The sequence below is a fragment of the Leptospira soteropolitanensis genome, assembly GCF_026151655.1.
Classification (GTDB): Bacteria; Spirochaetota; Leptospiria; order Leptospirales; family Leptospiraceae; genus Leptospira_A; species Leptospira_A soteropolitanensis.
This window is the reverse complement of the sequence record NZ_JAMQPN010000002.1, coordinates 679668-705111: the sequence shown is the minus strand read 5'-3', so window position 1 is coordinate 705111 and position 25444 is coordinate 679668. Positions and strand designations below refer to the sequence as shown.

24 protein-coding genes are annotated in these 25444 nt (G+C 39.6%); 16 read left to right on the top strand and 8 right to left on the bottom strand.

The genetic code is table 11. The annotated features are described in order from the left end of the window. The 4 genes from nuoL to ND811_RS08050 all read left to right on the top strand — a co-directional run bounded on the left by nuoL (position 1) and on the right by ND811_RS08050 (position 5750). Complete coding sequence (gene nuoL, locus ND811_RS08065; RefSeq protein ID WP_265351540.1) at positions 1-1929, top strand: NADH-quinone oxidoreductase subunit L; 1929 nt, start codon at positions 1-3, stop codon at positions 1927-1929. Between the two features lies 1 nt (position 1930). After that, complete coding sequence (locus ND811_RS08060) at positions 1931-3670, top strand: complex I subunit 4 family protein (protein ID WP_265351539.1); 1740 nt, start codon at positions 1931-1933, stop codon at positions 3668-3670. Between the two features lie 3 nt (positions 3671-3673). After that, positions 3674-5116, top strand: a complete 1443-nt coding sequence (locus ND811_RS08055) for an NADH-quinone oxidoreductase subunit N (RefSeq protein ID WP_135743912.1) — start codon at positions 3674-3676, stop codon at positions 5114-5116. 100 nt (positions 5117-5216) lie between these two features. Beyond that, complete coding sequence (locus tag ND811_RS08050; RefSeq protein ID WP_135743913.1) at positions 5217-5750, top strand: cupin domain-containing protein; 534 nt, start codon at positions 5217-5219, stop codon at positions 5748-5750. Positions 5751-5841: 91 nt separating this feature from the next. Here the strand turns inward: ND811_RS08050 and recJ are convergent, their stop codons facing one another. Together recJ and ND811_RS08040 are read right to left on the bottom strand one after the other, a co-directional pair. Beyond that, positions 5842-7812 carry a single-stranded-DNA-specific exonuclease RecJ gene (gene recJ / locus ND811_RS08045; RefSeq protein WP_265351538.1) on the bottom strand — a complete coding sequence of 657 codons (1971 nt, stop codon included), beginning with the start codon at positions 7810-7812 and terminating at the stop codon, positions 5842-5844. Beyond that, positions 7800-8120: a bactofilin family protein gene (locus tag ND811_RS08040; protein WP_135570249.1), complete on the bottom strand. Its 321-nt coding sequence runs from the start codon at positions 8118-8120 to the stop codon at positions 7800-7802. Before ND811_RS08040 ends, recJ begins: the two co-directional genes overlap by 13 nt. Before the next feature lie 152 nt (positions 8121-8272). On the opposite strand from ND811_RS08040, the gene ND811_RS08035 reads away from it, so the two are divergent. The 10 genes from ND811_RS08035 (at position 8273) to ND811_RS07990 (ending at position 19233) form a co-directional block, all read left to right on the top strand. Further along, positions 8273-8599, top strand: coding sequence for a hypothetical protein (locus tag ND811_RS08035; protein WP_135743915.1), 327 nt, complete (start codon positions 8273-8275; stop codon positions 8597-8599). Positions 8600-8674: 75 nt separating this feature from the next. Further along, positions 8675-11971: an efflux RND transporter permease subunit gene (locus tag ND811_RS08030; RefSeq protein WP_265351537.1), complete on the top strand. Its 3297-nt coding sequence runs from the start codon at positions 8675-8677 to the stop codon at positions 11969-11971. Beyond that, on the top strand, positions 11972-12595 hold the full coding sequence (locus ND811_RS08025) for an inorganic pyrophosphatase (protein WP_135570243.1): 624 nt from the start codon (positions 11972-11974) through the stop codon (positions 12593-12595). After that, on the top strand, positions 12592-13917 hold the full coding sequence (locus tag ND811_RS08020; RefSeq protein ID WP_265351536.1) for a TolC family protein: 1326 nt from the start codon (positions 12592-12594) through the stop codon (positions 13915-13917). The genes ND811_RS08025 and ND811_RS08020 overlap by 4 nt, the downstream gene beginning before the upstream one ends. Before the next feature lie 5 nt (positions 13918-13922). After that, a complete protein-coding gene (locus ND811_RS08015; protein ID WP_265351535.1) occupies positions 13923-15104 on the top strand; it encodes an efflux RND transporter periplasmic adaptor subunit in 1182 nt (393 codons plus the stop codon). 50 nt (positions 15105-15154) lie between these two features. Next, positions 15155-15763: a transcriptional repressor LexA gene (gene lexA, locus ND811_RS08010; RefSeq protein ID WP_265351534.1), complete on the top strand. Its 609-nt coding sequence runs from the start codon at positions 15155-15157 to the stop codon at positions 15761-15763. Positions 15764-15799: 36 nt separating this feature from the next. Further along, on the top strand, positions 15800-16090 hold the full coding sequence (locus ND811_RS08005) for an LA_1448 family UV-C exposure upregulated protein (protein ID WP_265351533.1): 291 nt from the start codon (positions 15800-15802) through the stop codon (positions 16088-16090). A gap of 1 nt (position 16091) precedes the next feature. Beyond that, positions 16092-17456: a S41 family peptidase gene (locus ND811_RS08000; RefSeq protein WP_265351626.1), complete on the top strand. Its 1365-nt coding sequence runs from the start codon at positions 16092-16094 to the stop codon at positions 17454-17456. Next, the gene (gene tsaD, locus ND811_RS07995; RefSeq protein ID WP_265351532.1) at positions 17456-18481 is read left to right on the top strand and encodes a tRNA (adenosine(37)-N6)-threonylcarbamoyltransferase complex transferase subunit TsaD; all 1026 of its coding nucleotides are present in this window, start codon (positions 17456-17458) and stop codon (positions 18479-18481) included. The genes ND811_RS08000 and tsaD overlap by 1 nt, the downstream gene beginning before the upstream one ends. Then, positions 18478-19233, top strand: a complete 756-nt coding sequence (locus ND811_RS07990; protein WP_265351531.1) for a CDP-alcohol phosphatidyltransferase family protein — start codon at positions 18478-18480, stop codon at positions 19231-19233. Before tsaD ends, ND811_RS07990 begins: the two co-directional genes overlap by 4 nt. A 2-nt stretch (positions 19234-19235) precedes the next feature. Here ND811_RS07990 and ND811_RS07985 read toward each other — a convergent pair whose 3' ends face one another. Then, complete coding sequence (locus tag ND811_RS07985) at positions 19236-19553, bottom strand: STAS domain-containing protein (protein ID WP_265351530.1); 318 nt, start codon at positions 19551-19553, stop codon at positions 19236-19238. Between the two features lie 85 nt (positions 19554-19638). Between ND811_RS07985 and ND811_RS07980 the strand changes: the two genes are divergently transcribed. Next, entirely contained in the window at positions 19639-20595 is a 957-nt protein-coding gene (locus ND811_RS07980; RefSeq protein ID WP_265351529.1) for an MBL fold metallo-hydrolase, read from the top strand. Position 20596: 1 nt separating this feature from the next. Further along, complete coding sequence (gene glpK, locus ND811_RS07975) at positions 20597-22093, top strand: glycerol kinase GlpK (RefSeq protein WP_265351528.1); 1497 nt, start codon at positions 20597-20599, stop codon at positions 22091-22093. On the opposite strand, the gene ND811_RS07970 is transcribed toward glpK, so the two are convergent. The 5 genes from ND811_RS07970 to ND811_RS07950 form a co-directional block, all read right to left on the bottom strand. Beyond that, positions 22090-22338 (bottom strand): hypothetical protein, encoded by a 249-nt coding sequence (locus tag ND811_RS07970; protein ID WP_265351527.1) that lies wholly within the window; start codon positions 22336-22338, stop codon positions 22090-22092. The genes glpK and ND811_RS07970 overlap by 4 nt on opposite strands. Positions 22339-22437: 99 nt before the next feature. Continuing rightward, complete coding sequence (locus ND811_RS07965) at positions 22438-23616, bottom strand: FliG C-terminal domain-containing protein (RefSeq protein ID WP_265351526.1); 1179 nt, start codon at positions 23614-23616, stop codon at positions 22438-22440. Beyond that, positions 23613-23858, bottom strand: coding sequence for a hypothetical protein (locus ND811_RS07960; RefSeq protein WP_265351525.1), 246 nt, complete (start codon positions 23856-23858; stop codon positions 23613-23615). Before ND811_RS07960 ends, ND811_RS07965 begins: the two co-directional genes overlap by 4 nt. Positions 23859-23864: 6 nt before the next feature. Continuing rightward, entirely contained in the window at positions 23865-25031 is a 1167-nt protein-coding gene (locus tag ND811_RS07955) for an iron-containing alcohol dehydrogenase (RefSeq protein ID WP_265351524.1), read from the bottom strand. An 83-nt stretch (positions 25032-25114) separates the two neighbouring features. Further along, positions 25115-25441, bottom strand: a complete 327-nt coding sequence (locus tag ND811_RS07950) for a flagellar biosynthesis anti-sigma factor FlgM (RefSeq protein WP_265351523.1) — start codon at positions 25439-25441, stop codon at positions 25115-25117. Positions 25442-25444: the final 3 nt, after the last annotated feature.

Genomic DNA, 25444 nt, shown 5'->3' with positions numbered 1-25444 from the left:
ATGTTAGATTTATTCCCGTTAGTTGTCCTTCTTCCTCTCCTTGGTTTTTTACACAACGGTCTTTTAAAAGATCGGATCCCTCATAGGTTTGCCGGTGCCATTGGGACTTTGGCTGTGTTCATTCCATTCCTTATCACCTTAGGTGCGTTTAACGAATTTAGACCAATGGAAAGAACCGCACCACATTTGGTTCCTGTTTTTGACTGGATTGTCGTTGGTAATTTTAAGTCTTCTTTTGGTTACCAAATCGACCAACTTTCTCTTTATATGACTCTCATCATCACAGGCATTGGATCTCTCATCCATTTATACTCGATGGGATATATGAAAGGGAATGCAGGATATAACCGATTTTTTGCCTATTTAAATTTATTTATATTTTGTATGTTAAACTTGGTTCTCAGTGACAACCTAGTGCTTACCTTTCTTGGTTGGGAAGGGGTAGGTTTATCTTCTTATTTACTGATAGGGTTTGACTACGATAAAAGTTCTGCAGCCGAAGCGGGGATGAAAGCATTCATCCTAAACCGAATAGGGGATGTTGGTTTTATTTTAGGCACGGGTTTTTTATTTTGGTTAGGTGGTAGTTTACAATACTTACAACTCCAAACCAATTTAAGCGAAATGGGTGAGTTTGCAAATTATGCAAACATTGTAGCACTTTTCTTTTTTATTGCAGCTATGGGTAAGTCAGCTCAAATTCCTTTGTATGTTTGGTTGCCTGATGCGATGGCAGGTCCCACTCCTGTTTCTGCTCTCATCCATGCGGCTACAATGGTAACGGCCGGGATATTTCTCATTGCTAGGCTAAACTTTGTATTTTTACTCGCACCGGAAACTTCTCTTTTCATTGCCATTATTGGAGCTGTAACAGCTCTTTTTGCAGCCACCATTGGAACTTTACAAAACGATATCAAAAAAATTCTAGCTTACTCAACAGTTTCACAACTTGGATTTATGTTTCTTGCCATGGGTAGCATGAGTTATGTGGCAGGACTTTTCCACTTAATGACACATGCTTTTTTTAAAGCCTTACTCTTTCTTGGTGCCGGTTCAGTGATTCACGCCCTCCACCACGAACAAAACATCAAACATATGGGTGGGCTTTTCGGAAAAATCAAAGTCACTTCTTTTACTTTTTTACTGGGAACTCTAGCCATTGCGGGATTTTTTCCTTTCTCTGGATTTTTCTCCAAAGATTTAATTTTAGAAAAAACATACACCTACGGTGCGTTTGGTTCTATCCTTTGGACCATGGGTGTTGTTGCAGCTTTTTTCACTTCGTTTTATATGTTCCGACTTGTCTTTGTTGTATTCTTCGGAAAAGACAACACGGACCCTCATCACAAAGTTCATGAATCTCCTTGGACTATGACCCTGCCCCTTGTACTTCTTGCAACCGGCGCCGTGGTCGCCGGGTTTTTACAGACTCCACATTTCTTTTTACATATTGATGCTTTAGAAAGATTTTTTGCTCCTGTTTTGTCAAAAGGGTATGAATTGGCTTCTCTTCATGGAACTCTAGCAGAACACAAGAGTCTGGTACATGACGTAGAACTTTCATTAGCTGGGTTTTCTGTAGGAATTGCCACCATTGGTCTGGTCCTTGCCTATTTCCTTTATCAAAGAAAACAGAGCGCCATTTTGGAAGAACATACAGGATTTAGAAAGATCCTATTTCACAAATACTATATCGATGAAATCTATGATTTTCTATTTGTAAGGCCCTTTCTCTTTTTATCGAAAGGAGTGGCTTTCTTTTTTGATACCAAGATCCTCGATCGATTCTTTTTGGGAATTGGAGGGAGTTTTGGAGTAATTGCCAATGGTCTACGAAGGCTCCAATCCGGATTTATTGGCGATTACGCCTTGTATGTTGTCATTGGTACATTTTGTATTTTAGTGTATCTATTAACGAGGGGGGTGTAAGGTGCCGGAACAAATTTTATCGATCATTATCTTTTTACCAATTCTTTCCTCTTTACTCATTGTATTCCAAAAACGAGTAGGGGCAGTTGTTGTCATCTCAGCACTTTCGTCTGCATTTACAACCATCCTGTCTGTAGGGCTCTTTTTCTTTTTTGATTCCACTAAGTCAGGATTACAATTTGTCCATTGGATTCCTGATTGGATTCTATCGGGCAAACTGAGTGTTGATTACCATGTTGGGCTTGATGGAGTTTCCCTTCTTTTATTTGCCTTAACAGCCTTTATGTTTTTTCTTTCGAGTATTGCCTCTTGGTCCAACATTCCAAAGAAAATCAAAGAATTCCATATTTGTTTACTTGTTTTGGAAACAGCAGTCCTTGGGGTTTTTGCTGCCGGTAACCTTGTCCTCTATTATGTATTTTGGGAACTTATGGTATTACCAATGGTTCTTATGATTGGAATTTGGGGTGGGGAAGAAAGAACCAAAGCTGCTTTAAAATACTTTTTATTTTCTATGGCTGGCTCCTTGTTTATGTTAGGTGGTATACTCACCCTATATTTTAAAACAGGAAAAACATCGATTGAATCTTTGTCTACAGCAAGTCTTGGAATGTATTCCGAACCCCTGCAATGGTTTTTGTTTTTTAGTTTTTTTCTAGCATTTGCGATCAAAATCCCACTATTCCCATTCCATACTTGGATGCCGGATGTCCATACTCAGGCACCTACTGTTGGTTCTGTGGACTTGGCAGGAGTATTACTGAAAATTGGTGCTTATGGTTTCATTCGGTTCTGTATTCCTTTTTTCCCGGAGCCTAGTTTACTTTCTGGGAATTGGATCCAAATCCTTGCAGTCATTGGTATCGTTTATGGTTCGATGGCGGCACTTGTCCAAACCGATATCAAACGGATCATTGCTTATAGTTCCCTTTCTCATTTAGGATTTTGTATCTTGGGCCTCTTCTCTTTTACCAACGAAGGAGTTGTGGGTGGAATGTTACAAATGGTATCTCACGGGATATCCACTGGGATGATCTTTCTTATGATTGGGATGATTTATGAAAGAGCTCATACACGAAATATTGCCGAGTTTGGTGGACTTGCTAGTCAGATGCCTGTGTTCTCCACTTTTTTTCTCATAGCAGTTCTATCTTCTGTGGGACTTCCGGGAACCAATGGATTTGTAGGTGAGTTTCTCATTCTTATGGGAGCTATTAAATCCAATCTTTGGCTTGGTGGCATTGCCGCAACAGGTGTGGTTCTTGGAGCTCTTTATTTACTCTGGTTTGTAAAACGATTCCTATTTGGAGTGAGTAAAACCATCCAAGCAAAACCATATAAAGATTTAACCTTTAGAGAAGTGGGAATTTTATCGCCCCTTGTTTTCTTTATTTTCTGGATTGGAATTTATCCCAAACCATTTTTAGAAATTTTACAATCTTCCTCCCATGTATATTTGAATTCAGCATCGATACAATCCATAACAGAAAGAAAGGACATACAAAAAGATTTCCTTGGTGGAAATGTAAGTCGGCAATTTTCGGATTATACAAGTTTAGGAAAAGAACCATTATCCTTTGAAGAAAGGTTGGGATCTTTTCAATCGAAGTATGCACTTCCTACTTTTCTTTCTGTGAAAGAAAACAAACCGAATCTGAATGAAAACTTGGACAATTTGGAAAAGTCCATTGAGTCCGATTTTGACTTGGAACCAATCCAAAAAGAGACAATAGGAAACTAACCCATGTCATATACTCCATCCTCCAATGATTTAATAGCAATTTCTCCCATGTTGATTTTATGTGGGGTGGCTTTACTTTCTCTTGTTGTTCAGTTTCTTGTTCCCAAAGAAGAAGATTCCAAACCATTATGGGTTCTTTCGGTTCTGGGAATTCTTGGTGCTATGTATGCTTTGTATCATACAACAGGATCTCCTGGGTATGGTAAATTTTTTGGATCACAGATTTCGATTAGTCCCCTTACCGTTTGGCTAAGTGCAATTTATTTGATTGCGGGGCTTATCACTTTACTCGTGGCACCACCATTTCTCGCTCAACATAAAACATTGTTTCCTGAGTTTTTTCCTCTCCTTCTATTTTGTTTGTCGGGGATGATGTTTCTCACTTCTGGATATGATTTTATTGTCATCTTTGTTGGATTAGAAATCCTTTCGCTTGCATTATATGTGATGATTGGAATGGCTCGTACTTCCGTTTCTTCTTTAGAAAGTGCTATGAAATACTTTTTACTCGGAACCTTTAGTTCTGGGTTTATGTTACTAGGAATTGCTTTTTTATATGGTGGTTCAGGAACCACAAACCTAGACGGAGCACTTCGTGGTTTGTTTCTAAAAGGTTATGAATCCAATTTTTCAAAGTTAGGTTTTGGACTTTTTTTGGTGGGAGTGTCTTTTAAAGCAGCACTTGTTCCATTCCATTCTTGGACTCCTGATGTATATGAAGGTGCACAAACACCCATCACTGGTTTTATGGCAAGTGCCGGTAAGGCATCGGCTCTTGGGCTAATGATCGTATTATTCAATCATATCCCCGTGGGTGAGATGGGAGATACTTGGAAAGTATTAATGGGAGTGATTGCCCTTGTTTCCATGACTTGGGGAAATATTGTAGCTCTCAAACAAGAAAACCTCAAACGAATGTTAGCTTATTCTTCCATTTCGCATGCTGGATATATTGTGGCAGGGATCGCTTGTGGGGCTGGTCTCGAAGCCTTGTATTATCTATTTTCTTATTCTCTATTAAATTTGGCTGCTTTTGCTATTATTTCCTATTTGGAACAAGGAAAACACGAAGTGACTGTCAATGGAATCGCTCATTTGAGCGCAGAACATCCGTTAACGGCCCTTTCACTTTCGATTATCTTTTTAGCATTTGCTGGATTTCCACCCTTAATCGGATTTTGGACCAAACTTTTCCTTTTGCAAAAAATTGCTGAATCGGATTTATTATTCAACCGCATCCTGCTTTTTGGGGCCGTGGCAAACTCTTGTGTGGCCTTCTACTACTACATGAAAATCACCATCCAATCCTATATGAAACAAGAAACAGGTGCAGTGGCGGGAGTTCGTGACCTTCCGACTATGCCAACCCTAGGCTTTTTGGTATTTCTTTTGAGTTTGTTTTTTACAGTGGGTTGGGTCTTTTTCCAACCAGGAGCTTTGTTATAAAATCGCAAATCTGTTATAACAGAATTAGTTCCAGGATAGCGAAAAACGAATTGATTCATAGATAGGGATCTAGAGGGTAGTCCGTAGGTAGGTATTTCGTATGGCAACCATTCTAAGAAAGTCAGGAACTCTAGAGGATCCCTCAGCAATTAAGGATTTCCTTGTTTCCAAGGGTCTTGTTTATGAATTCTATAAAACCCCAGAAACTTTGGATCTCATCCTTGACCAAAAGGGCTTAAATGATGCGGAAAAAGCGGAAGTTCTTTCAGGATTGGAATATCGATTTGACCAACTAAAGAAAGAACATGGTTACAAAGCCAATGACCTCGTTGTCCTGCATGACGAAGTTCCTGGAATCCAGGACATGTTAGCAAAATTTGACAAACTACATATCCATACAGATGAAGAAGTTCGTTATATCATTGATGGTAGCGGAATTTTTGGATTCATCATTGATGGAGAAAGATTTGAAGTCCATGTGAGTAAAGGTGATTTTCTTTCGATCCCTGCCAATACTAACCACTGGTTCACCCTGGACAAAAATTTAAGAATCAAAGCGGTTCGTTACTTCAAAGACAATTCAGGATGGACTCCTGTTTATGTGGATGAATCAAAAGTTTTAATCAACGTTTGACGGAGAAAAGAATCTCTTCCTTTTTGAAGGGATTCCTACTTGAAAAAAAGAAACCTCGAGAGTTTCGAATCGTTTGCTTAATAAACTTTTTTTAGTTTGATACGGCAGGGTTCTCTGCCGTGATTCCAAACCACTCGACAATAAATTGAAGGGTGGTTCTTCCTTGGTAAAAATTTTCTTCCAAACTTCCTACCAAATCAAAACTTCCATGTTCTGACATAAACTTTTGGAATTCTTTACCTTTGTTCCAAATCATATACTTTAAGGAACCACTTCCAATCAAATGGAATCGAACGTGTTTTCCTCCACTAAGTGGAGTTAGGTGAATTGCCTTTGCATTTTTAATCGCTAGTTTGATATCTGGATTCCCTTGGCCAAAGGGTTCGAGGTCTTTCCATTCCTTGAGTAACCTTTCTCCGATTTCTTCGGTGAGAACAGTAAAGTCTGTATCGATGGAGTGGACTTTGGGTTTTTCTTTATCAACAGAAAGCCAATCTTTAGCAGCCGTATACAATGCCGATTCAAAGGCAGGGATTTGGTCGATTTTAATAGAAAATCCTCCCGCTTCTGGATGGCCACCGAAATGTAAAAAATGTTCCGAAAGAGATTCTAATAGTTCTAAAACATTTTCGGGACCATAGGAACGAATGCTTCCTCTCGCATCACCATTGTCAGGTGCAAGAAAAATGGCAGGTTTTTTGTAAGTATCCACCATCCTTGTGGCCACAATTCCGCTGACCCCAGGTTCCATATCAGGTTCATAACAAAATACGACTTCGTGTGCGGTTCGTTCCGGTTTTCTCTGGAAATAACGTTCGACGCGGTCCATATTGCGTTTGGTTCTTTCTTTTCTTTCTTCATTGATGGAAAGGAGTTGTTTGGCCTTGGTTTTTGCCTCTGTAGTTGTTTCCGATAATAATAATGAAACCGCTTCTTCCGTTTTTCCCATTCGGCCTGCCGAATTTAGGACGGGACCTATCGACCAACCTAAGTCTTTTGTGGTCACACCTTGGGGGCTAAGTTTCAGTTCTTTTAAAAGTTCCGATAAACCTTTTCTTTTTTTATCACCAACATAAAGTTTGGTGAGTGAGTTTAAAGCAAGTTTGACAAAATGCCTGTTTTCCCCAACAAGAGGCATCATATCGGTAATGGTTCCAATCCCGGCAAGGTCTGTTTCTTCTTCTAATCCAGAAAAAAACTCTGGGATGTTGGAACATTGGTAAAAGAAAAGTTTTCTTTCTTCATCCACTGGGATCGCTGTCGTAAAGTTCTCTGGGTAAGGAAAAATCGATTTGTCATCTAAAGGTAGTGAGGTGAGGGTTTCATTTGTCAGTTTGATTCCATTCTGAAAATAAGTGATTTGATTTTGTCCTGTTTCTTCTTTAAACTCTATTTTTTTATAAACTTTTCCAAATTCCTCACTTTGTCGGAACAAAATGGCAGATACTAATTTAAAAGAAAGCACTGCTGTGCAGATTTTTTTTTCAGGGTAAACGGAATCTGTCCTTCTCGGATTCACCAAAGCACAGTTTGTTGGGATACGAACAGGAACTTCGTGGTGGTCAAGTACAATGACTTGGATACCTGTATTTGTGAGTTCTTCGATTTCATCGGCTTGGCTTGAACCAAAGTCCAGTGTCACAAGAAGGTCAGGTTTTACTTTTTTTATTTTTACCAGGGCTTCTTTACAAAGACCGTAAGGATCACTTTCGGATGAAACCATCACTTCTAAATTGATAGAAGAAAAGCTTGGATGGGATTTTAGAAAGAATGCCAGTAAACAGGTGGAACTCACTCCATCAGAATCTCTATCTCCATAGAGGAGGATTTTTTTTCCTTCCCGTACAGAGTTGAGTAGAAGTTCCACTGCCACAGAAAGATCGGGAAGGGAGAAGGGGGAATGCAAACAAGAAAAGTCAGATGTGAGCAGTTCTTTGGGATGAATGTTGCGAAGGCCCTCTCTTTTATCGACTAAGTAACGTAAGAGGGGGCGTTTGGAATCAACTTTGGTTCTTACTTCGGAAAGTAAAGGTCCGAAGTGAACCTTGGTTACATGATGCAATTGCCAATAATTTTGGAACCGAATTCTACTTCGAGTCCCGGTGTTTTGATATCTCCAACGACCTTACCATTTTTTTTAAGTTCTACCTTGTCTTTTGCGTCCACGTTTCCTTTTAGGTTTCCGTGAACCACAAGGCTTCCTACTTCTACATCGGCTTCTACGTCGCCTGTTTCATCGATAATGAGTTTTCCTTGAGAAGTGATTGTGCCTTTGAATTGCCCTTTGATTTTTAATGTTTGGTTGAAGGAAAGGGTTCCGCGAAACGTAATGTCGTCGCTAATGATGGTGTCTATAGATTCGTCTTTCATCGGTAAGGATAGTCTTGTTTGACTCTCGAGTTTTGGCAACTACACAAGTATTTGTCATCAAAAGGAAATGGAAAAAAGTTCATATTTTCGGGGTTTTCACTTGAGTCTCTGGGTCGATTCTTGAACCTGGGTCTCAAGAATAGGAAAAAACAGTGAAAATTAGGCGCTTCTGGAAGTCAGGGTTCATCCTGCTTTTAGCGGTTTTCATCAATCTGAATCTGGTCGACGACCGGTTTGTTTCTCCTCTCGAAGATTTGGACTTTCAATACCAATCCTACGAGTTGGAAGAAACGACTCGTGTTCTGACTTCCTCTAAAGAATCCAACCAAGTTTTGAAACTGGTTCCTTCTCGAAGAATCGAAGCTCCTTTGAGAGTTTCTGTGATTCGTTGGTCTACACTTTCAACAGAACCTGCTTTTTTTCACGAAATTCTTATCTTATTTCACTTTCTATACCTCCCGCCCCCTGTTTTGGCTTAATCGTTGCATGTAGATTAGTCTAGAAGTAGAGCCTAATTTGGGTCTCTACTACGTTTTCAATTTGAAATAGGAATTATGTTAGAAAAAATCATTCAGTTTTCCATTCACAAACGAGCCACAGTCCTCGTTTTGACAGCAGCACTCACCATTGTTGGTTTTTACAATGCGCTGCACCTTTCGATCGATGCCATTCCCGATGTGACAAACGTGCAGGTGTCGGCAGTGACTTCGGTCCCTGGTCTTTCTCCCTTAGAAGTAGAACAGTTTATTACTTACCCCATCGAACTTGAGTTTAACGGGATGCCCAAGGTCACAGAGATTCGTTCCATTTCAAGAACGGGTGTTAGTTCTGTAACCGTTATCTTCGAAGATGGAACAGATATTTATTTTGCAAGGCAACTTGTGAATGAAAGGCTCAAACAAGCAGAAAACTTTATCCCCAAATCCTATGGCAGACCTGAACTTTCTCCGATTGCCACTGGTCTTGGTGATATTTATGAATTTGCTCTAGTATCAGAAAGCCATTCACCAGAAGAACTGCGAACGGTGATGGAATGGGAAGTTGCAAGACAACTTCGTTCCGTAAAAGGAATCATTGATGTAAACGTGGTTGGGGGAGATGCCAAACAGTTTCAAATTAAAATCGACCCCAAACGATTGTTATCTCATAATTTAACTCTCTCTCATATTACAGAAGCTCTGGAAGGTGCCAATGTTAACTTAGGTGGGGGGTATATCCAAAAAGGCGAAGAACAATTTGTGATTCGAGGCGAAAGCCAATTTAAGTCGATTGATGATATTGCAAGGCTTTCTGTTAGAACCTCAAGAGATGGAATTCCTTTGACACTGGGCCAAATTGCCAAAGTGGAAACGGGTCCTGCCCTTCGTTTTGGTTTGAGTACCATGAACGGCAAACGCGAAGTTGTGGGTGGGACTGCCATGATGTTACTAGGCAGTAACTCCCTCCAAGTGGTGAGCCGAGTGAAAGAAAAAATGAAAGAGATTGAATCTCGTCTTCCCCAAGGGATGAAGATCCAAGTGTATTATGACCGCTCGGAATTCATTGGCCGAACTCTTTCGACTGTATTTACCAATTTGGTAGAAGCTGCCATCATTGTTCTCGTTTGTCTTATTTTAACTTTAGGAACGGTGAAGGGAGCTTTTGCCGTTGCCCTAGCCATTCCTGTTTCCATGATGGTGGCCACAATTCTTATGAATGCCTTTGGCATTGTGGGAAACTTGATGTCTCTTGGTGCTCTTGACTTTGGTCTTCTTGTAGATGGTTCCATTGTGATGTTAGAGTCCACTCTTCATGGATTTTTACTGCGTAAAAGTTTCCTACTTTCGAAAACATCGGCCCAGGACATGGAAGATGGAATGGAAGAAGTGATTATGGAGTCCTGTATCAAAGTAGTTCGGGCTTCAGCATTTAGTGTGGGAATTATTTTACTAGTATACTTACCGCTCATGACACTTGAAGGAGTGGAAGGTAGGATGTTTCGTCCGATGGCGATCACCGTTGCTTTTGCGTTAGGTGCAGCACTTCTTTATTCGATTACTACTTTTCCTGCCCTCATGTCTTATATTTATAAAAAACCAATTTTGCATGAGTCAGCCTTTTGGGATAAATTCCAAACTAAATATGCAGAAGTTCTTACTTACGGGATGAAGTTCAAACGCCAATTTACTTATGCAGGAATTGGAGTTGTATTATTATCTTTTGCCCTAGCATCTACTCTCGGATCAGAATTTTTACCTAGGATCGATGAAGGGGAAATTGCCATTGATATCAAACGCCTTCCCTCCACCGCCATCAACCATTCTCGTGATTTGAATTTGGAAATGGAAAAGGTCATTTTAAAATTCCCTGAAGCAGTGAGCGTAGTTTCGAGACAAGGAAGGGGTGAGTCTGCTGCTGAACCCATAGGTTCGGAAGAAGGGGAGATGATGGTTAAGTTGAAACCTAGGAAAGAATGGGTTTCGGCGCATGATAGAGAAGAACTGATGGAACTCATGAAGAATTCAGTGAACAATAGTGTTCCTTCTTCCTACATCAGTTTATCGCAACCCATTGAAAACCGCGTCAATGCGTTGTTATCCGGTTCCAAAGCCGATATTGTAATTAAAATTTATGGTGATGATCTTAAAACACTCAAATCCATTGCAGACAATTATGCCTCCAAAATCAAAAAGATCCAGGGAGCCGCAGACTTACGAGTACAGAAACTTTTAGGTCTTCCGCTTCTGGAAATTAAAATGAACCGCGGAAATATGGCTCGTTACGGTGTTCGTGCTGAAGAAGTTCTTACTACCATTGAAACTTTACGTGTTGGGGCCAATGCAGGAAAAGTTTACGAGGGTTACAAACGATTTGATTTGATTGTTCGTTTGGATGCCGACGTAACAGACATTGGAGTCATTGAAAACGTTCCTGTTATGACTGAGCTTGGTGGAACGGTTCCACTTGGGCAAGTTACTGATATTATGATGACAGAAGGACCAGCGGCGCTTTATCATGAAGGGTTGAAACGTAGGATCCTTGTGGAAGTGAATGTTCGTGGACGAGATATGATTGGATTTGTGAATGATGTGCAAGCGGCCACAGAGTCTATTGAATCTGGATTACCACAAGGGTATTATGTGGATTGGGGTGGTCAGTTTGAAAACTTCACTCGTGCGAAGAATCGTCTTGCCATTGTGATTCCGATCGCTGGTGCCATTATTTTTGCGATGTTATTTATTGCCTTTGGAAGTGTCTACTATGCATTGGGAGTTTTTATTTTAGTTCCATTATCACTTTCTGGAGGAATTCTCTCTCTTGTGATCCGGGGACTTCCTTTTTCGATTCCTGCTGGAGTTGGATTTATTGCGGCTGCCGGTATATCCGTGTTAAACGGCGTTGTTTATGCCTCAGCACTTAAAGACCAATTAAAAGTCACCCGTGATCCTTCCAAAGCTGTAGTGGAAGCTGCAGTTTATACTCTACGTGCAGTGGCGACCACAGAACTTGTTGCCATTATTGGATTTTTGCCTATGGCCATTGCTTCTAGTGCTGGGGCCGAAGTGCAAAGACCACTAGCAACGGTGGTTATGGGCGGTGTACTTGTGGCGACCATCTTATCACGTTTTCTTCTTCCCATTGCCTTTGAATTTTTAGTCAAACTAGCACAAAGACAAGAAATTAGGCAGATGGAACGGGAGCGTAAGATGAATGAATACTTTGTAGAAGAAATGAAAAAATACAAAGATTTAGAAATGCACGATTCGAACGGACATACACATCATTCCGAACCAGAAGAAAATGAAATTCATAATGAAGAAGATTCTAAAACAAATCAATCAAAACAGAAATCAAAAAGAAAGAGGAATTAAATGAAACCTAATTATTACGTAGCACATCCTTGGCATGGATTGGAACTCGGACCAAAAGCTCCAGATGAGTTGGATGTTTTTATCGAACTCACACCACAGGACACTGTGAAATATGAAATAGATAAAGCTTCAGGTTTTATCCGCGTAGACAGACCACAAAAGTATAGCAACCGTTCACCAACTTTGTATGGATTTATACCGAGAACTTTTTCGGGAGAAGCTTCTGGAAAACATTGTTCGGAAGTTGTTGGTAGACCTGATATCATTGGAGACGGCGATCCTATTGACATTTGTGTGCTTAGTGTCAATCCCATCACACATGGAAATATGATTCTAACTGTAATTCCTATTGGTGGACTTCGTATGATCGATAAGGGAGAGGCAGATGACAAAATCGTCGCCGTCCTTAAAGGGGACGAAGTGTTCGGTCAAATCAAAGACATTTCAGAAGTTCCGAAAGCTCTTATCAACAAACTCCATCATTACTTTTTGACGTACAAACTTGATCCAAATTCACCTTCTACAGGAACCGTAGAGATTACTGAAGTTTACGATCGTGTGGAAGCCATAAAAGTCATCCAGTTTGGAATCGAAGATTATATAAAGAAATTTGTAACTGTATGAAATCGCAAAAGAGGTTTTTGGTTTTATTCCTTCTCGGAATTCATTCACATACTATTTTTCCAAAGGAAAAGGCGGTGTATGAACTACATTCTAAAGATGAGTTGTTCTTTCTCGGTGAAGATTCCAGAGTCCAGGATTCGAAAGAAAAATGGAATTTAGATGAATTAGAGGATTTTGCAGTCACTAGTAATCCGCTATATCTCCGAGAAAAACAAAATATCAGTATGGCTCGGGGAGATATCATTACTGCAAGTTTGTATTATAATCCTATTGTCAATATGCAACAGCAGTTTATGGGTGCTTCCGCAAATGCAGCGACGGGAAAACCAGAAACTTCTTTTATTTATAATCAACCTTTTGATATGAGTGGAGTCATTCCGCAAAGAGAAAAGGTCGCCAAACAAGAGTTTTTGGGTACAATTGCTAGTTTTCGTGATTTTGATCGTTTGTTTCGTTTGAGATTACGTCAGAATTTTTGGACCTATCTTTATGTAACGGAGCAGATCAATTACCAAAAGGAATTTTTGGAAAACTATCAAGACCTTTTGGATTTAACAAAACTCAGGGCGGAAAAAGGAGATATTTCTTTTTTGGAATATGACCGATTGGCTTTGGAGCGTGTTCAAATTGAAAGAGAATACCGAAATGCCCGGATTCTACGTGCACAAGTTGTCAAAAATTTACGAATCCTGATTGGGATATCTGATGTAAATTCTCCTCTGAATATTAAAGGAAGATTAGAATTTATCTCTACACGTGAATTTGGCATTGATTTAAATGATTTTGATATTGAAGAAAGACCTGACTTGGTAGCATTAAAAATTCGCCAACAAAGGGAACGAATGAATATCGAATTAAAAAAGAGAGAAATCATTCCACCGCTTACGTTGGGGATTGAATTTTTAAACAAAGGAAATGAAAATGTAACTGGTGTCTATGCAGCCACACCTTTACCTTTATTTGATCGCAAACAAGGGGAAATTTTAAAATCAGAGGAGTCCTATAAAAAATTAGGATTTGATGTAGATGCCAAACGAAACGAAATCATTTCTGAAATTTCTGCTGCCATAAAAGAATTACAAGCAAGGGAGTCGCAGTTACTCGACTACCAAAAAATGGGACTCCTCGAAAAGAATAAAGAAGTTCAAGAAAAGTCAAGGCTTGCTTACATTCGAGGTGCATCTAATTTAGTTACTTTTTTGGAGGCGGAGAAAAACTATCTCAGTGTCCTCAGGAGTTACTATGAAATCATTTACCTCTATTACAATGCTTTGGAAGGATACAAAGCTTCTATCGGAAAGATGGATAGCTCGGAGTTTTAAATTATATGAAAACAGAATTCAATTTTAAGAATATTCGCTCATTGAGTATACTTGTTCTTGTGGGAAGTTTAGGATACTTTGGATATACTAAATTCTTTGGCTCAGGTAAAAAAACAGAGGCCTTAACGGAAGATAAATCCAAATTTATTATCTCTCAGGAAATTCAAAAGAACCATCCATTTTCTGTTGTATACCTAGAAGAAAAAGCACTTGAGGAAGAATTGCAACTTCCTGGGACAGTTTCTTATGATATGAATAGTGTTGCAAAAGTGGGGTCTCGAGTTAGCGGACGAATTGTCCAGGTTTTTGTAAAGGAAGGTGAGTATGTAAAAAAAAGCACTGCTCTTGCCTCCATCCAATCTGTTGAATTGGGAACTACTGAAGCAAATTATTTGAAAGCGAGAGCAAGACTGGAAGCTTTAAAGGTGCAAGCTGATAGAGCAAAGGATTTATATGAAAGAAAGGTTACCTCAGCTAAAGAATATGAGATGTCCTTAATGGATTATAAATCAGTCAAAGCAGAAATGGAAACATCTCGAAACGCACTTGAAAATCTAGGTCTCAATGAAGTCGAAATTGCAAATTTGGAAGCAGGAAAATATAATTCCAAAAACTTATACATAAGAACTCCGATTTCAGGTACGGTCACAGAAAGAGAGGCTATTATTGGTCAGGCAGTTAATGCGCGTGACAATTTATTTACTGTTGCTGACTTAAGTGTGCTCTGGATCAATTTGGAAGTATATGAAAAAGATTTAGCATCGATTCGTATGGGAAATGAAGCAAAAGTGATTCCAATTGGATCTAAAGATGATTCTTTGAAAGCAGTAGTTTCCCATGTCGGTGATGTCATTGATCCAATAAAGAAAACCGCGGAAATACGTTTGGAAGTAAGAAACTCAAAAGGAAGGCTTCGTCCCGGACAAAGTGTTACTGCAACAGTAGTTGGTGCTATGGTTGAGTCATCAGTAAACAAAGCTAAGGTGATTCCTGTGAATTGTATTCACAAAATTGAGGGCGAAAACTTTGTTTTTGTTCGTAATGGGGATGGATCCTTTTCTGCCAAAAAAATTGGAGTGGGGAAAGTTTACGACAATTGGGTTGAAGTTGTGACTGGTGTGGAATCGGGTGAAGCTATTGTGGAAGAAGGAAGTTTTGTTTTAAAAAGTGAGTATTTGAAGTTATAACTCCTAGTTTTTTGTTGACATAACACCCATTTCCTAGTTATCTGTTTAGTATGAAAGACCTCACGGAAAAACAAGAATCTGTCCTGCAATTCATATCGGATACTGTCCGCGAGAAGGGGTTCCCTCCCACGATTCGTGAAATTGGGGACCAATTTGGAATTACCGCTAAAGGCGCTTACGACCATCTAAAGGCCATTGAGAAAAAAGGTTATATCCGCACTTCCAAAAACCAAAGCCGGGCCATTGAACTTCTGAAAGGGAATGGGGAAGAAGCGCTTCTCGTCCGTGCCTCTGGAATTCCACTGCTCGGCCAAGTGGCGGCGGGTTCTCCCATCCTTGCCGAAGAAAATATAGAAGATTATATTGCGGTTCCAGAAGACCTTGCCACCAAACCGGGAACCTTTGCTTTACGTGTGAAGGGTGACTCTATGGTGGATGCAGGGATTAGCGATGGGGACATTGCCATCATTCAGAAAAAAGACACAGCAAGGAATGGAGAGATTGTTGTGGCAATGATCGAAAACGAGGCTACTTTAAAAGTTTTTTACAAAGAGCCAGATATGATCCGTTTGGAACCAAGGAATGTAAAACTAAAACCCATTCGTACCAAAAAGGCAACGATAATTGGAAAACTAATCGGACTCTATCGCATTTACTGATTGACCAAAGCTTGGTTGGGAACGAGTTTTGAAGGGATGCTGAAACATCTCTTCTTTTTCCCAACGTTTCTTATACTCTCTCTCATCCTCTCTTGCGCTCCTAAAAAACAAGAAATCGATGCTTATGACCTAAAACGTGTTTTGGAGCGGTTTGCACAGAATCGAATCCAAACTGGGCTTATGGCAGATAGCAAACGACCCACTCCCACAGATATGGCACTTTTTGAAGAGGCTTGCGAAGTCTACCGGTTGTCTATCCCAGAAGCAAAAGAAATGTTAAAAAAAGAAAACAAAGCTCTCTACGAGTCAATTTATGGAAATGAATAAAATCAAAATATCCGAACGTCTGGTTTGGGGTGCCATTACCATTTGTTTGGTGGCCCTTGTTTTTTTTGGTAGCACGGATAAGGTTAAAGCTATCTCGACTGATGGGGAGAAATACTTACAAATTCTTCACGAAGTAGTTTCTTATATTGAAAACGATTATGTGGATCCTCAGGAAGAGAAAAAAATTTATACTGGAGCCATTCAGGGTGCCTTACAGAGTTTAGGTGATCCTCATACCCGTTTTTTAGATACGGATGAATTTGGTGAATTACAGAATGAAACCAAAGGTAGCTTTGGTGGAATTGGAGTTGAGATCAGTTTCCAAGAAAATGCCTTTATCATTGTGGCTCCGATCGAGGGAACTCCCGCTTGGAAAGCAGGGCTGCAACCTCAAGACAAAATTATAGAAATAAACGGAAAAAGTACAAAGTCCGTTTCATTATCCGAATCCATCGCTATGATGCGTGGGGAAGTAGGATCATCCATTTCTATGAAGATCGAAAGAAAGGGAATCAAAGATCCTTTTGTTGTTAATTTGGTGCGAGAGTTAATCCAAATTCGGTATGTAAGATCTCATTACCTTCCAGAAACAGAAACTGGTTATATCAAACTCGTGCAATTTATGGGTAAGGAAACTACTGCCAAAGAATTTGCTACTGCTGTGAAGGCAATGATGGATTCTGGTGCCAAAAAACTCGTGATTGATTTACGAATGAATCCCGGTGGACTTTTGGATTTGGCCATTGATCTAGCTGATCTTTTTTTACCTCCCGATGCCGAGATAGTTTCTGTAAAAGGTCGAGGTGGTGTTCTCGTAAAAAGTTATAAAGCCGATAAAAAAGATAAAAAGTTTTTAGAGATTCCCATTGCCATTTTGGTGAATGGGGGTTCTGCCAGCGCTTCTGAGATTTTAGCAGGTGCATTAAAAGATAACAAACGTGCTGTGGTAGTTGGAACACAAAGTTTTGGTAAGGGCAGTGTGCAGTCTATTTTCCCTCTTTCGGGAGGCACTGGGGTTGCTATTACGATTCAAAAATACTACACACCTTCTGGTGTTTCTATTCATGGAAAAGGTATTACTCCCGATTATATTATAAATCCCATAGCTGCTAGTGAAGATGAAAAATACGCATTAGAAAAACTCTTTAAGAAAAATTTAATTCGTCCCTTTTTAGAAACACATGCAGAATACAACGATTTAGCTCTTTCCGATTTTTCAGCCATTCTAAAAAAAGAAAATCTAACAATATCTGATTCGGTCACACGTATTTTTTTATTTAATGAAATGAGAGCCGGTTCTTCCAATGCAAAACCAAGATTGGATTTGGATACTCAGCTTGCAGAAGCCATCCGTGTTTTGAAGTAATGACCTATGGATTAGGAATTGAATCCAGTTGTGATGAAACATCCATTGCGATTGTTCGTGATGGACAGGAACTTCTTTCTCTCAAAGTTTATAGCCAAATAGATTCCCATTCCCCTTACCGGGGAGTGGTCCCAGAAATTGCCTCGAGAGCCCATTTAGAAAAAATCAATTCTCTTCTTGCTGTTTCGATGGAAGAGGCGGGTATTGATTTTTCTGATTTAAACTACGTAGCAGTAACCACTTATCCTGGGTTAGTTGGCTCTCTCATGATTGGAGCACAATTGGCTCGTTGTATCTCCCTTGTACATGGGATTCCTATTGTCGCGGTGAACCATCTCGAAGCTCATTTGTCAGTGATCGGTTTGGAAAGAGAACTTCCTCCTTTTCCTTGGCTTGGGGTCCTTCTCTCTGGAGGAAATTCTTCCATTTATATATACAAAGGATTTGGTGATTTGCAAATTTTAGCAGATACTCAGGATGATTCGCTTGGGGAGGCTTTCGATAAGGTCAGTGCCGTTTTGGACCTACCATACCCCGGTGGTCCTTATTTGGAGGCAAAGGCAAATGCATACAAACCGGTTCCTGGTGAAAAAAATCCATTTCCTAAACTTTTAAAAGAAGATGGAGAAAATAAGATTCGGTTCTCCTATAGTGGGCTTAAGACCGCGGTGCTTTACTACAAACGGGAAAATGCAGATTCTCTTCCTGTGGAAAAAATTGCATACTATTTTCAGAAAACGGCCTTTGAACTTGTCACACGTAACATCCGAAAGGCAATAACGAAAACAGGAATTCGAACTTTGGTCGCTGCCGGCGGGGTACTTGCCAATGGAACTCTTCGGGAAAGTTTAGAAAAAGAAAAGGAAAGATCAGGTTTTGACCTATTTTATCCTAGCAAAAAAATTTACTGCACAGATAACGGAGCGATGGTGGCATGTCTTGGATACCACCTTTGGAAACAAAAATCATTTGTGGGGCTCGACTTCAAAGTAAGCCCCAAACGAAACTTTGAACAAATAATATGAAACTAAAACTTACTTGGATTCCAAACACACTTACATTGGGAAATTTAACTTTGGGCTTTGTATCTATGCTTTTGGTAGCAGAAACAAACCCAACACAATCCAATTCCCACGAACTTTTTACCTTAGCGGGAGTGTTTATTATTTTAGCCGCACTCTTTGATGGGTTTGACGGAATGGCAGCACGCGCTCTCAATTGTACAAGCGAATTAGGCGCTGACTTAGACAGTCTTGCCGACCTTACCACCTTTGGGATAGCTCCAGGATTTTTGTCGTATAAAATGTTCTTTTACGACATCAAACTAGATATCTTCGACAAACCTGATTATTTTCCTTTAGGGATGTTTATAGCCGCTTTGTATCCTATTTGTGCGGCATATCGATTGGCACGTTTTAATGTGGCTCACGATCCTAAATCATTTAATGGCCTTCCTTCTCCTGTTGCCGGTGTTGTGATTGGGATTTTTCCTTTAGTTTTTTCTGTATCACAAGTTCCACTTTGGACGGCTGTATTATTTTTTGTAATTACCGCTCTTCTTATGGTTTCAACTCTTAGATACAGCAAACCACAGGTTGCGATTAGAGGTCTTTTTTCTTGGAAAAAATTAGGAATTAGTATTGTCGGACTTGGGTTGTTGTTACTTGCGATTGGCTTTTATCGTTGGCCTTATGTGATGTATGGCGCGGTAGGATTTTATGTATTTTCTGGGATCGTATCTTTTCTCATCCAAACCATCCAGGACTACCGAGTGTAGTCCTAGATGGATTCTTTAAGTTGAAAAATATCTAGAAGGTTTGCTACTGTAAATATGGTTCTGACTTCAGGGGATAAATGGATGATTCGAACCTGCTTCTTTTTTTCCTTTGTCCAGCTATAGGTATGCAACAAAATTCCTATCCCAGAAGAATCTAAGTAACTCAAGTTTTTAAAGTCTAAAACAAGTTCTTGGATTTCCGGAGTGTCAATGAGTGTTTTTACGTCCGACCGAAATTTTGGAGTGTCTTTCAAAGACAAGGATCCATTCAAATGCACAATGGCTTTTTCGTTTTCTCGTTTGATTTCATACTGAAACATAACTTCAGTTAAGACAACATCTGAAAGAGCCAAATACAATCAAAAAACGTTTGATTTTTCAAAAAAGGACTCTAGAAAAAGAGCAATGAAAATTAAGTTTTGGGGTGTCCGGGGTTCCATTGCGTCACCCATTCGGCCTGAAGGTGTAAAACATAAAATCGAAAAAATTCTTTCGCTCGCCAGTCCCACTGACATTCAGAATGAACAAAGTATCCATAGTTTTCTAAATTCTCTCAGTTTTTCTTCTTCATCAACTTACGGCGGTAATACGACTTGCGTTGAAATTCGTGACAAGGAAGGAAATCTTATCATTATCGATGGTGGCACTGGGCTTCGAGAACTCGGTAATCAATTGATGGCCACTGACTTTGGGAAGGGAACAGGTCATGCTTATTGGATTTTGACACATACACATTGGGATCATATCCAAGGGATTCCTTTTTTTGTACCTCTCTTTTTACCAGGAAATCATTTTGAATTCGTTTCTTGTATGAACGATGCAGAAAAAAGATTAGATCACCAATTCGTATTCACTCATTTTCCTGTTTCCTTTGATCATTATGCCGCCAAAAAGACGTTCCAATATTTGGAAGAAGGGGAAGTGATTCCACTTGGTCCCCATATCCAGGCATTTAGCAAAGCAGTCCGCCATCCGGGAGGAAGTTTTTCTTATCGGTTTACGGAAGAGGGAAAAGCAATTATCTTTGCATCCGATGCGGAATTCAATTTGGAAGAAATGGAAAATATTGATACTTATATCGATTATTTTCGTGATGCAGATGTTCTTGTTTTTGATACACAATATACGTTTGAAGAGTCCTTACAAAAAATCGATTGGGGTCATAGTTCAGCTTCCATCGCTACTGATATTGCTCTTCGTGCAAAAGTTAAAAAACTTGTGATGTTTCATCATGATCCTTCTTACGATGACGAAAAACTAGATTTAGTTTATTTACGCGCACTCAAATATAAAGAGATGTTTGATCCACATGGAAAACTAGAAATCATTATGGCTTATGAAGGTTTGGAAATAGAGGTTTAAAATGGCAAAAAAAGGTTATATCATTGGAATCGACGCAGGCACTACAGGAATCAGAACATTCTGTTTTAATGATAAAGGGAAGGTGATTTCTTCTGCTTACCAAGAATTCAAACAGTATTACCCAAAACCGGGTTGGGTGGAACATGATCCAGAAGAGATTTGGGTTAAAACACAAAAACTCATAGCCCAAGCCATTAAAAATGGGAAGTTAAATCCCAAGGATGCTGTTGCCATTGGAATCACAAACCAAAGAGAAACCTCTGTTGTTTGGGACAAAAAGTCCGGCAAACCAGTGTATAACGCCATCGTATGGCAATGCCGAAGAACCTCTGATATTTGTAAGGAATTAAAAAGACAAAGCCTTGATTCCAATTTTCGAAACAAAACAGGCCTTGTGTTAGATGCCTATTTTTCTGGAACCAAAATCCAATGGATCCTTGATAATGTAAAAGGCGCTCGTGCGAAAGCAGAGAAAGGTGAGTTGTTATTTGGAACTATCGACACTTGGCTTTTATATAAACTCACTGGTCACAAAGAACACAAAACCGATCATACCAATGCCTCAAGAACCCTTCTTTTTAATATCCAAACTAAAGAATGGGATGAGGAACTTTGTGAAATTCTACGAGTGCCAATGTCAATGTTACCCAAGGCATATAATTCTAAAAATCTCTTTGGGTTTACCTCTAATGTTAAATCTCTGCCTGATGGAATACCGATTTCTTCTCTTGTGGGCGACCAACAAGGTGCTTTATTTGGACAACTTTGTACAGAACCAGGGGAAGCCAAAAACACCTATGGAACAGGTTGCTTTTTGTTATTCAATGTTGGGGAAGAATTTAGAATTTCAAACCAAGGTCTTATCACCACACTGGCGCTCGGTCCTGAAGGAAAAACTGTTTATTGTTTGGAAGGTTCTGTTTTTATCGGTGGGGCGGTAGTTCAGTTCCTTCGTGACAATCTAGAATTTTTTGAATACTCTAAAGACTCGGAAAAATTAGTTAAGGCCATCAAAACAAAAGATGATTTGGTTTTTGTCCCTGCCTTTGCCGGCCTTGGGGCACCACATTGGGACCAAGAGGCACGTGGTGCGATCTTTGGTCTCTCTCGAGACACAACTCCTGCACAAATTACAAGAGCTGCACTGAAAGCGATTGCCCTTCAGTCGTATGAACTTGCCAATGCAATGGAAAAAGAAACAGGAAAACCTCTGAAGTTTTTGCGAGTGGATGGGGGTGCTACTTCCAATGCTTGGCTTATGCAATTCCAGGCAGATATACTCGGAACCAAAGTGATCCGTCCACAAAATGTCGACACAACCGTGCTTGGGGCCGCCTACCTAGCAGGCCTCGAACGTGGGTTTTTTAAGTCAGTAGCAAGTCTTAGAAAAGAAGAAACCAAAACCACTCAGTTTATCCCAAAAATGAAAGAGAGTGAGAGGAAAGAAGAAATCGATAAATGGAACTGGGCGATTTCTCGAGTGAAAACTGGCAACTAAGGTGAGCGTTTTTTGGTTAGGTTAAAAATTTTAATCAATGATTTTTGACCTAACCATTGTAATTCTGTGTTTTCTTTTCTAAAAGAGAAACTGTATAATAGAATTGCTAGTGCCAAAACAAGAGAGATCATATGCATGGTTCCTACTTGCAAACTGAGAATGAAAACAATTGTCTCTACAGTAAGGGGATAAACATTCATAGGATAAACCAAACGGCCAATGAGTAAATCCACAAGAACAAACATCGACACAACTAATAGGAAAGATGGCCTGGTTCATTTCTTAATGTAGATCCAAAAAAACTTTAGAGTCTAGAGAAAAAGTAAAGTGATTGTGATTAAATTTTAGTAATCAAACCACAGAAGAGAAAACTCAAAAGGTTTCCTTTCTTTGGTTATCCCTCCACCTACAAGAAAAATCCCTGTAGGGTAATAAGGAATTTCAATGATAAGATCGGGAGGTAATCTATGAAATTGAAATGTTTCGATTTCCTTTCTAGATAAAAAGAAATCAAATCTTAAACATTCGATCCAATTTTCGGTTTTAAAAAATAGTTTGGTGGTCGTCCTTCCATAAAAAAGAAGAAAGTTTCCATCGATAAAAAAATTAAATTTTTCTGCTTTTGCAAAGGGGATCTCATCTTTTTTTTCAACCTCTCCCGTCTCTTTATAGGTGAAAATGGATCCTTCTTCATAATAAATATTTCTGGCAAAACGTTTAAAGAGTTCTGTTTCAATTACAGAAATCAAATCCTCACCCTCTTCTGGTTTCTTGGTTGGTCCATTTAGAATTTGTTTCATTTTATTTTTTGAAATAGAAGTACGAACTACTTCCCATACAGGTTTCGAAAGGCTTGGTAGGATGTATTTAATAGAACGTTCATCATGATCCCGAAGGATTTCCTGTAAAAAATTTCCATGAATCAAAGGAAGCATTTCTACAGTAAACATCTGTTTGGTTAAGAATTGTGCAAATTCTGGTTCATGCCGAAACAAATTAGATACGATTATTTCTTCTTCTTTGGGAGTTCCAGAGAAAAGGATGGATACCAATCGGAAAAGATAAGTTTTACTTTCGGCATCAAAATACAAGGATTCAATTTTTCCCCGCACTAAGTCTTCTGAAAGTTCTGGATGGATGATATCTCTGAGTGATAAATACTTTGCCGATTGGAATTTGTCGCGTTTGCCACGATAAAGAGGGAAGGGTGTATTTCGAATTCCGCCTATACTTGTGTTTAAAGGAAAAAAGCCTGGTTTCGGTTTAGTTTCCTTATCTGAGGGAACTTTTATACTCCCTATGTAATTGGGTGTGATTACTGGTTTGGAAATAAAGTTTTGTCTGTTGTAGTGTAAGTCATATAAAAATTGTGGAAAAAGAATTGGGTCAGAGGTAACAGAAGGAAGTTCTGGAATCTTTTTTTGGGGAATCGGGTAGAAAGGATGAATGGAAGATTGAAACCGCGCTACCGAGTCGGCGTTTGCTAAAAAAAAATGGTAATTGTTTCCTTGTCTATAAATCAAAGGGGTGGGGATTTTTTCAGTTTTTTCTGAATTCTGATGCGAAAGTGTTCCCAATTATAATCTGTTTTTAAAATTTCCAACTCATTTTCTACACCGAATCTCATGAAGTCATAAATCTCTTCATGATCCATTCCCACCACAATCGAAAGGTCTTGGATGACTCGAAGTAGTCGTCTCGCATCGCGATCACTGAGTTTAAATGTTTCTAAAAGTTTTTGTTCGAATTCCGTAAGTTGGATCAAGAGAACCTAAAACGCAGCCACAAGGATGGTTTCGATTTCATTTTTGGGAAGTTCTCTAGGAAGACAATCAAGAAATGAGTACGTTGCCGCCAAGGTCGCAATCCCAGGAAGGTCGATTTTTTTCACTTCGTATTCGGACAACCTTTGCGGAATACGAAGTTCCAAATAAATTTTACGAATTCCTTCTACCGCTTTGATGGCAGCTTCAATCACGGAAATATTCGTGACATCTTCATCCAACGCTCTTGCAATCATCACATACTTACCTGCAGAAGAAGTCAGGTTGTATTCCATAACGTGTGGGAGAAGGATTGACATACTTTGAAAAATATCTAAATTCGTAACGGTTGTTACTGCAAGTGACAATGCATAACAGAGGCCAAGGCTACTTGTGGATTGTGCAATTCCCGCAAGGAGACTTGCAGCATAAATGGAGTTTTTAGGTCCTAAGTTTCTTGGTTCACGAATTGCGGGCACAATGTTTTTGGAGATAAGTTCGATCGAACGAAGTGCAGTGGATGAGGTAATCTCATTGGCATATTTAGAAAGGATGCTGTCTACTGCCGCTGATAAAATGGAAATTCCGGTTTTGGCAGTTTCCGAACTGGACATTCCTGCCCCAATTTTGGGATCAGAAACAATGAGTTCAGGAAAAGCCCATTCATGAGCAAAGTACTTTCGATTTTTATCTTTATCATCCACAACAGAAAAGAAAGGAGAACATTCATTGCCGAGTAGGGGTTTTGTGGGAACAACGATTAAAGGAAGACCTTTTTTCTTGGGTTGTTTTTTCCCAATTAGGAGCTCTTCTGCAAAAAGATCGTTTGTGGCAAGAAGTGCTGCCGCCTTACCTGCGTTTACCGACTCAAAAGATCCGTAGGCAACTACACAGTCCGCATTAGAAATTCTTAGGAAGTGGGCACAGGAATCTAAATCTTTAAAATGAACTCGGTCCACGATGTCATCATAAATGATCACACCTTCTGCATGTTTTTCGAGACTGGTTTTGATGATAGAAAGTTCTTCTGCGTTTTCTAATTCTTTTTGTGTTGTGATAAGAACCACCCTAGACCCTATGTTTTTAACAAATGATCCAAGTTTGTATCCACAATCGATTTCGAAGTGAATTTTTGGTGGGAATTGAAAATTGATCCATTCGGGGAGTACTGGCATACGATCCCCTAATTATGATTCGGCGGAGTAAGAGAAATCCTCGGAGAGGACAATAAAAAAGGATCCCTCACCACCCGTCCTTTTTACTGTTGTCCGAGGAAAGTTGACGCGATTTGGTCGGAGATTTTGTCCAACATCTCAGTTGAGAGGTTGTCATAGTCGCCGTTTTTCAATCGTTCTTTGATCGCTTTAATTTTTTCAGTACGATCTTCTTCTGGAGGAGCTTGTACGATTTGTTTTGCGATTTGTTTTACTTCAGCTTGTAACTTTGCTTCCGATGCAATTTTTTTAGCAGCGTCAGAGATAGAGATAGTGTCTACAGGACCCTGTGCTTCGGTTTCCCTTGGGCCTTGGGTTTTTTTGGGTTCGTACCCGTAACCACCAACTCGTCCTACTTTGTCGACGTTCATATA

Bases quoted from the DNA above. Each gene is read 5' to 3' on its own strand.
- ND811_RS07955 (WP_265351524.1), bottom strand. From the start codon at position 25,031: ATGCCAGTACTCCCCGAATGGATCAATTTTCAATTCCCACCAAAAATT.
- ND811_RS08055 (WP_135743912.1), top strand. From the start codon at position 3,674: ATGTCATATACTCCATCCTCCAATGATTTAATAGCAATTTCTCCCATG.
- ND811_RS07990 (WP_265351531.1), top strand. From the start codon at position 18,478: ATGAAACTAAAACTTACTTGGATTCCAAACACACTTACATTGGGAAAT.
- nuoL (WP_265351540.1), top strand. From the start codon at position 1: ATGTTAGATTTATTCCCGTTAGTTGTCCTTCTTCCTCTCCTTGGTTTT.
- glpK (WP_265351528.1), top strand. From the start codon at position 20,597: ATGGCAAAAAAAGGTTATATCATTGGAATCGACGCAGGCACTACAGGA.
- ND811_RS08020 (WP_265351536.1), top strand. From the start codon at position 12,592: ATGAAATCGCAAAAGAGGTTTTTGGTTTTATTCCTTCTCGGAATTCAT.
- ND811_RS08025 (WP_135570243.1), top strand. From the start codon at position 11,972: ATGAAACCTAATTATTACGTAGCACATCCTTGGCATGGATTGGAACTC.
- ND811_RS08050 (WP_135743913.1), top strand. From the start codon at position 5,217: ATGGCAACCATTCTAAGAAAGTCAGGAACTCTAGAGGATCCCTCAGCA.
- ND811_RS07985 (WP_265351530.1), bottom strand. From the start codon at position 19,553: ATGTTTCAGTATGAAATCAAACGAGAAAACGAAAAAGCCATTGTGCAT.
- ND811_RS07970 (WP_265351527.1), bottom strand. From the start codon at position 22,338: ATGTTTGTTCTTGTGGATTTACTCATTGGCCGTTTGGTTTATCCTATG.
- ND811_RS08030 (WP_265351537.1), top strand. From the start codon at position 8,675: ATGTTAGAAAAAATCATTCAGTTTTCCATTCACAAACGAGCCACAGTC.
- ND811_RS07980 (WP_265351529.1), top strand. From the start codon at position 19,639: ATGAAAATTAAGTTTTGGGGTGTCCGGGGTTCCATTGCGTCACCCATT.
- ND811_RS07950 (WP_265351523.1), bottom strand. From the start codon at position 25,441: ATGAACGTCGACAAAGTAGGACGAGTTGGTGGTTACGGGTACGAACCC.
- ND811_RS08040 (WP_135570249.1), bottom strand. From the start codon at position 8,120: ATGAAAGACGAATCTATAGACACCATCATTAGCGACGACATTACGTTT.
- lexA (WP_265351534.1), top strand. From the start codon at position 15,155: ATGAAAGACCTCACGGAAAAACAAGAATCTGTCCTGCAATTCATATCG.
- ND811_RS08015 (WP_265351535.1), top strand. From the start codon at position 13,923: ATGAAAACAGAATTCAATTTTAAGAATATTCGCTCATTGAGTATACTT.
- tsaD (WP_265351532.1), top strand. From the start codon at position 17,456: ATGACCTATGGATTAGGAATTGAATCCAGTTGTGATGAAACATCCATT.
- ND811_RS08005 (WP_265351533.1), top strand. From the start codon at position 15,800: ATGCTGAAACATCTCTTCTTTTTCCCAACGTTTCTTATACTCTCTCTC.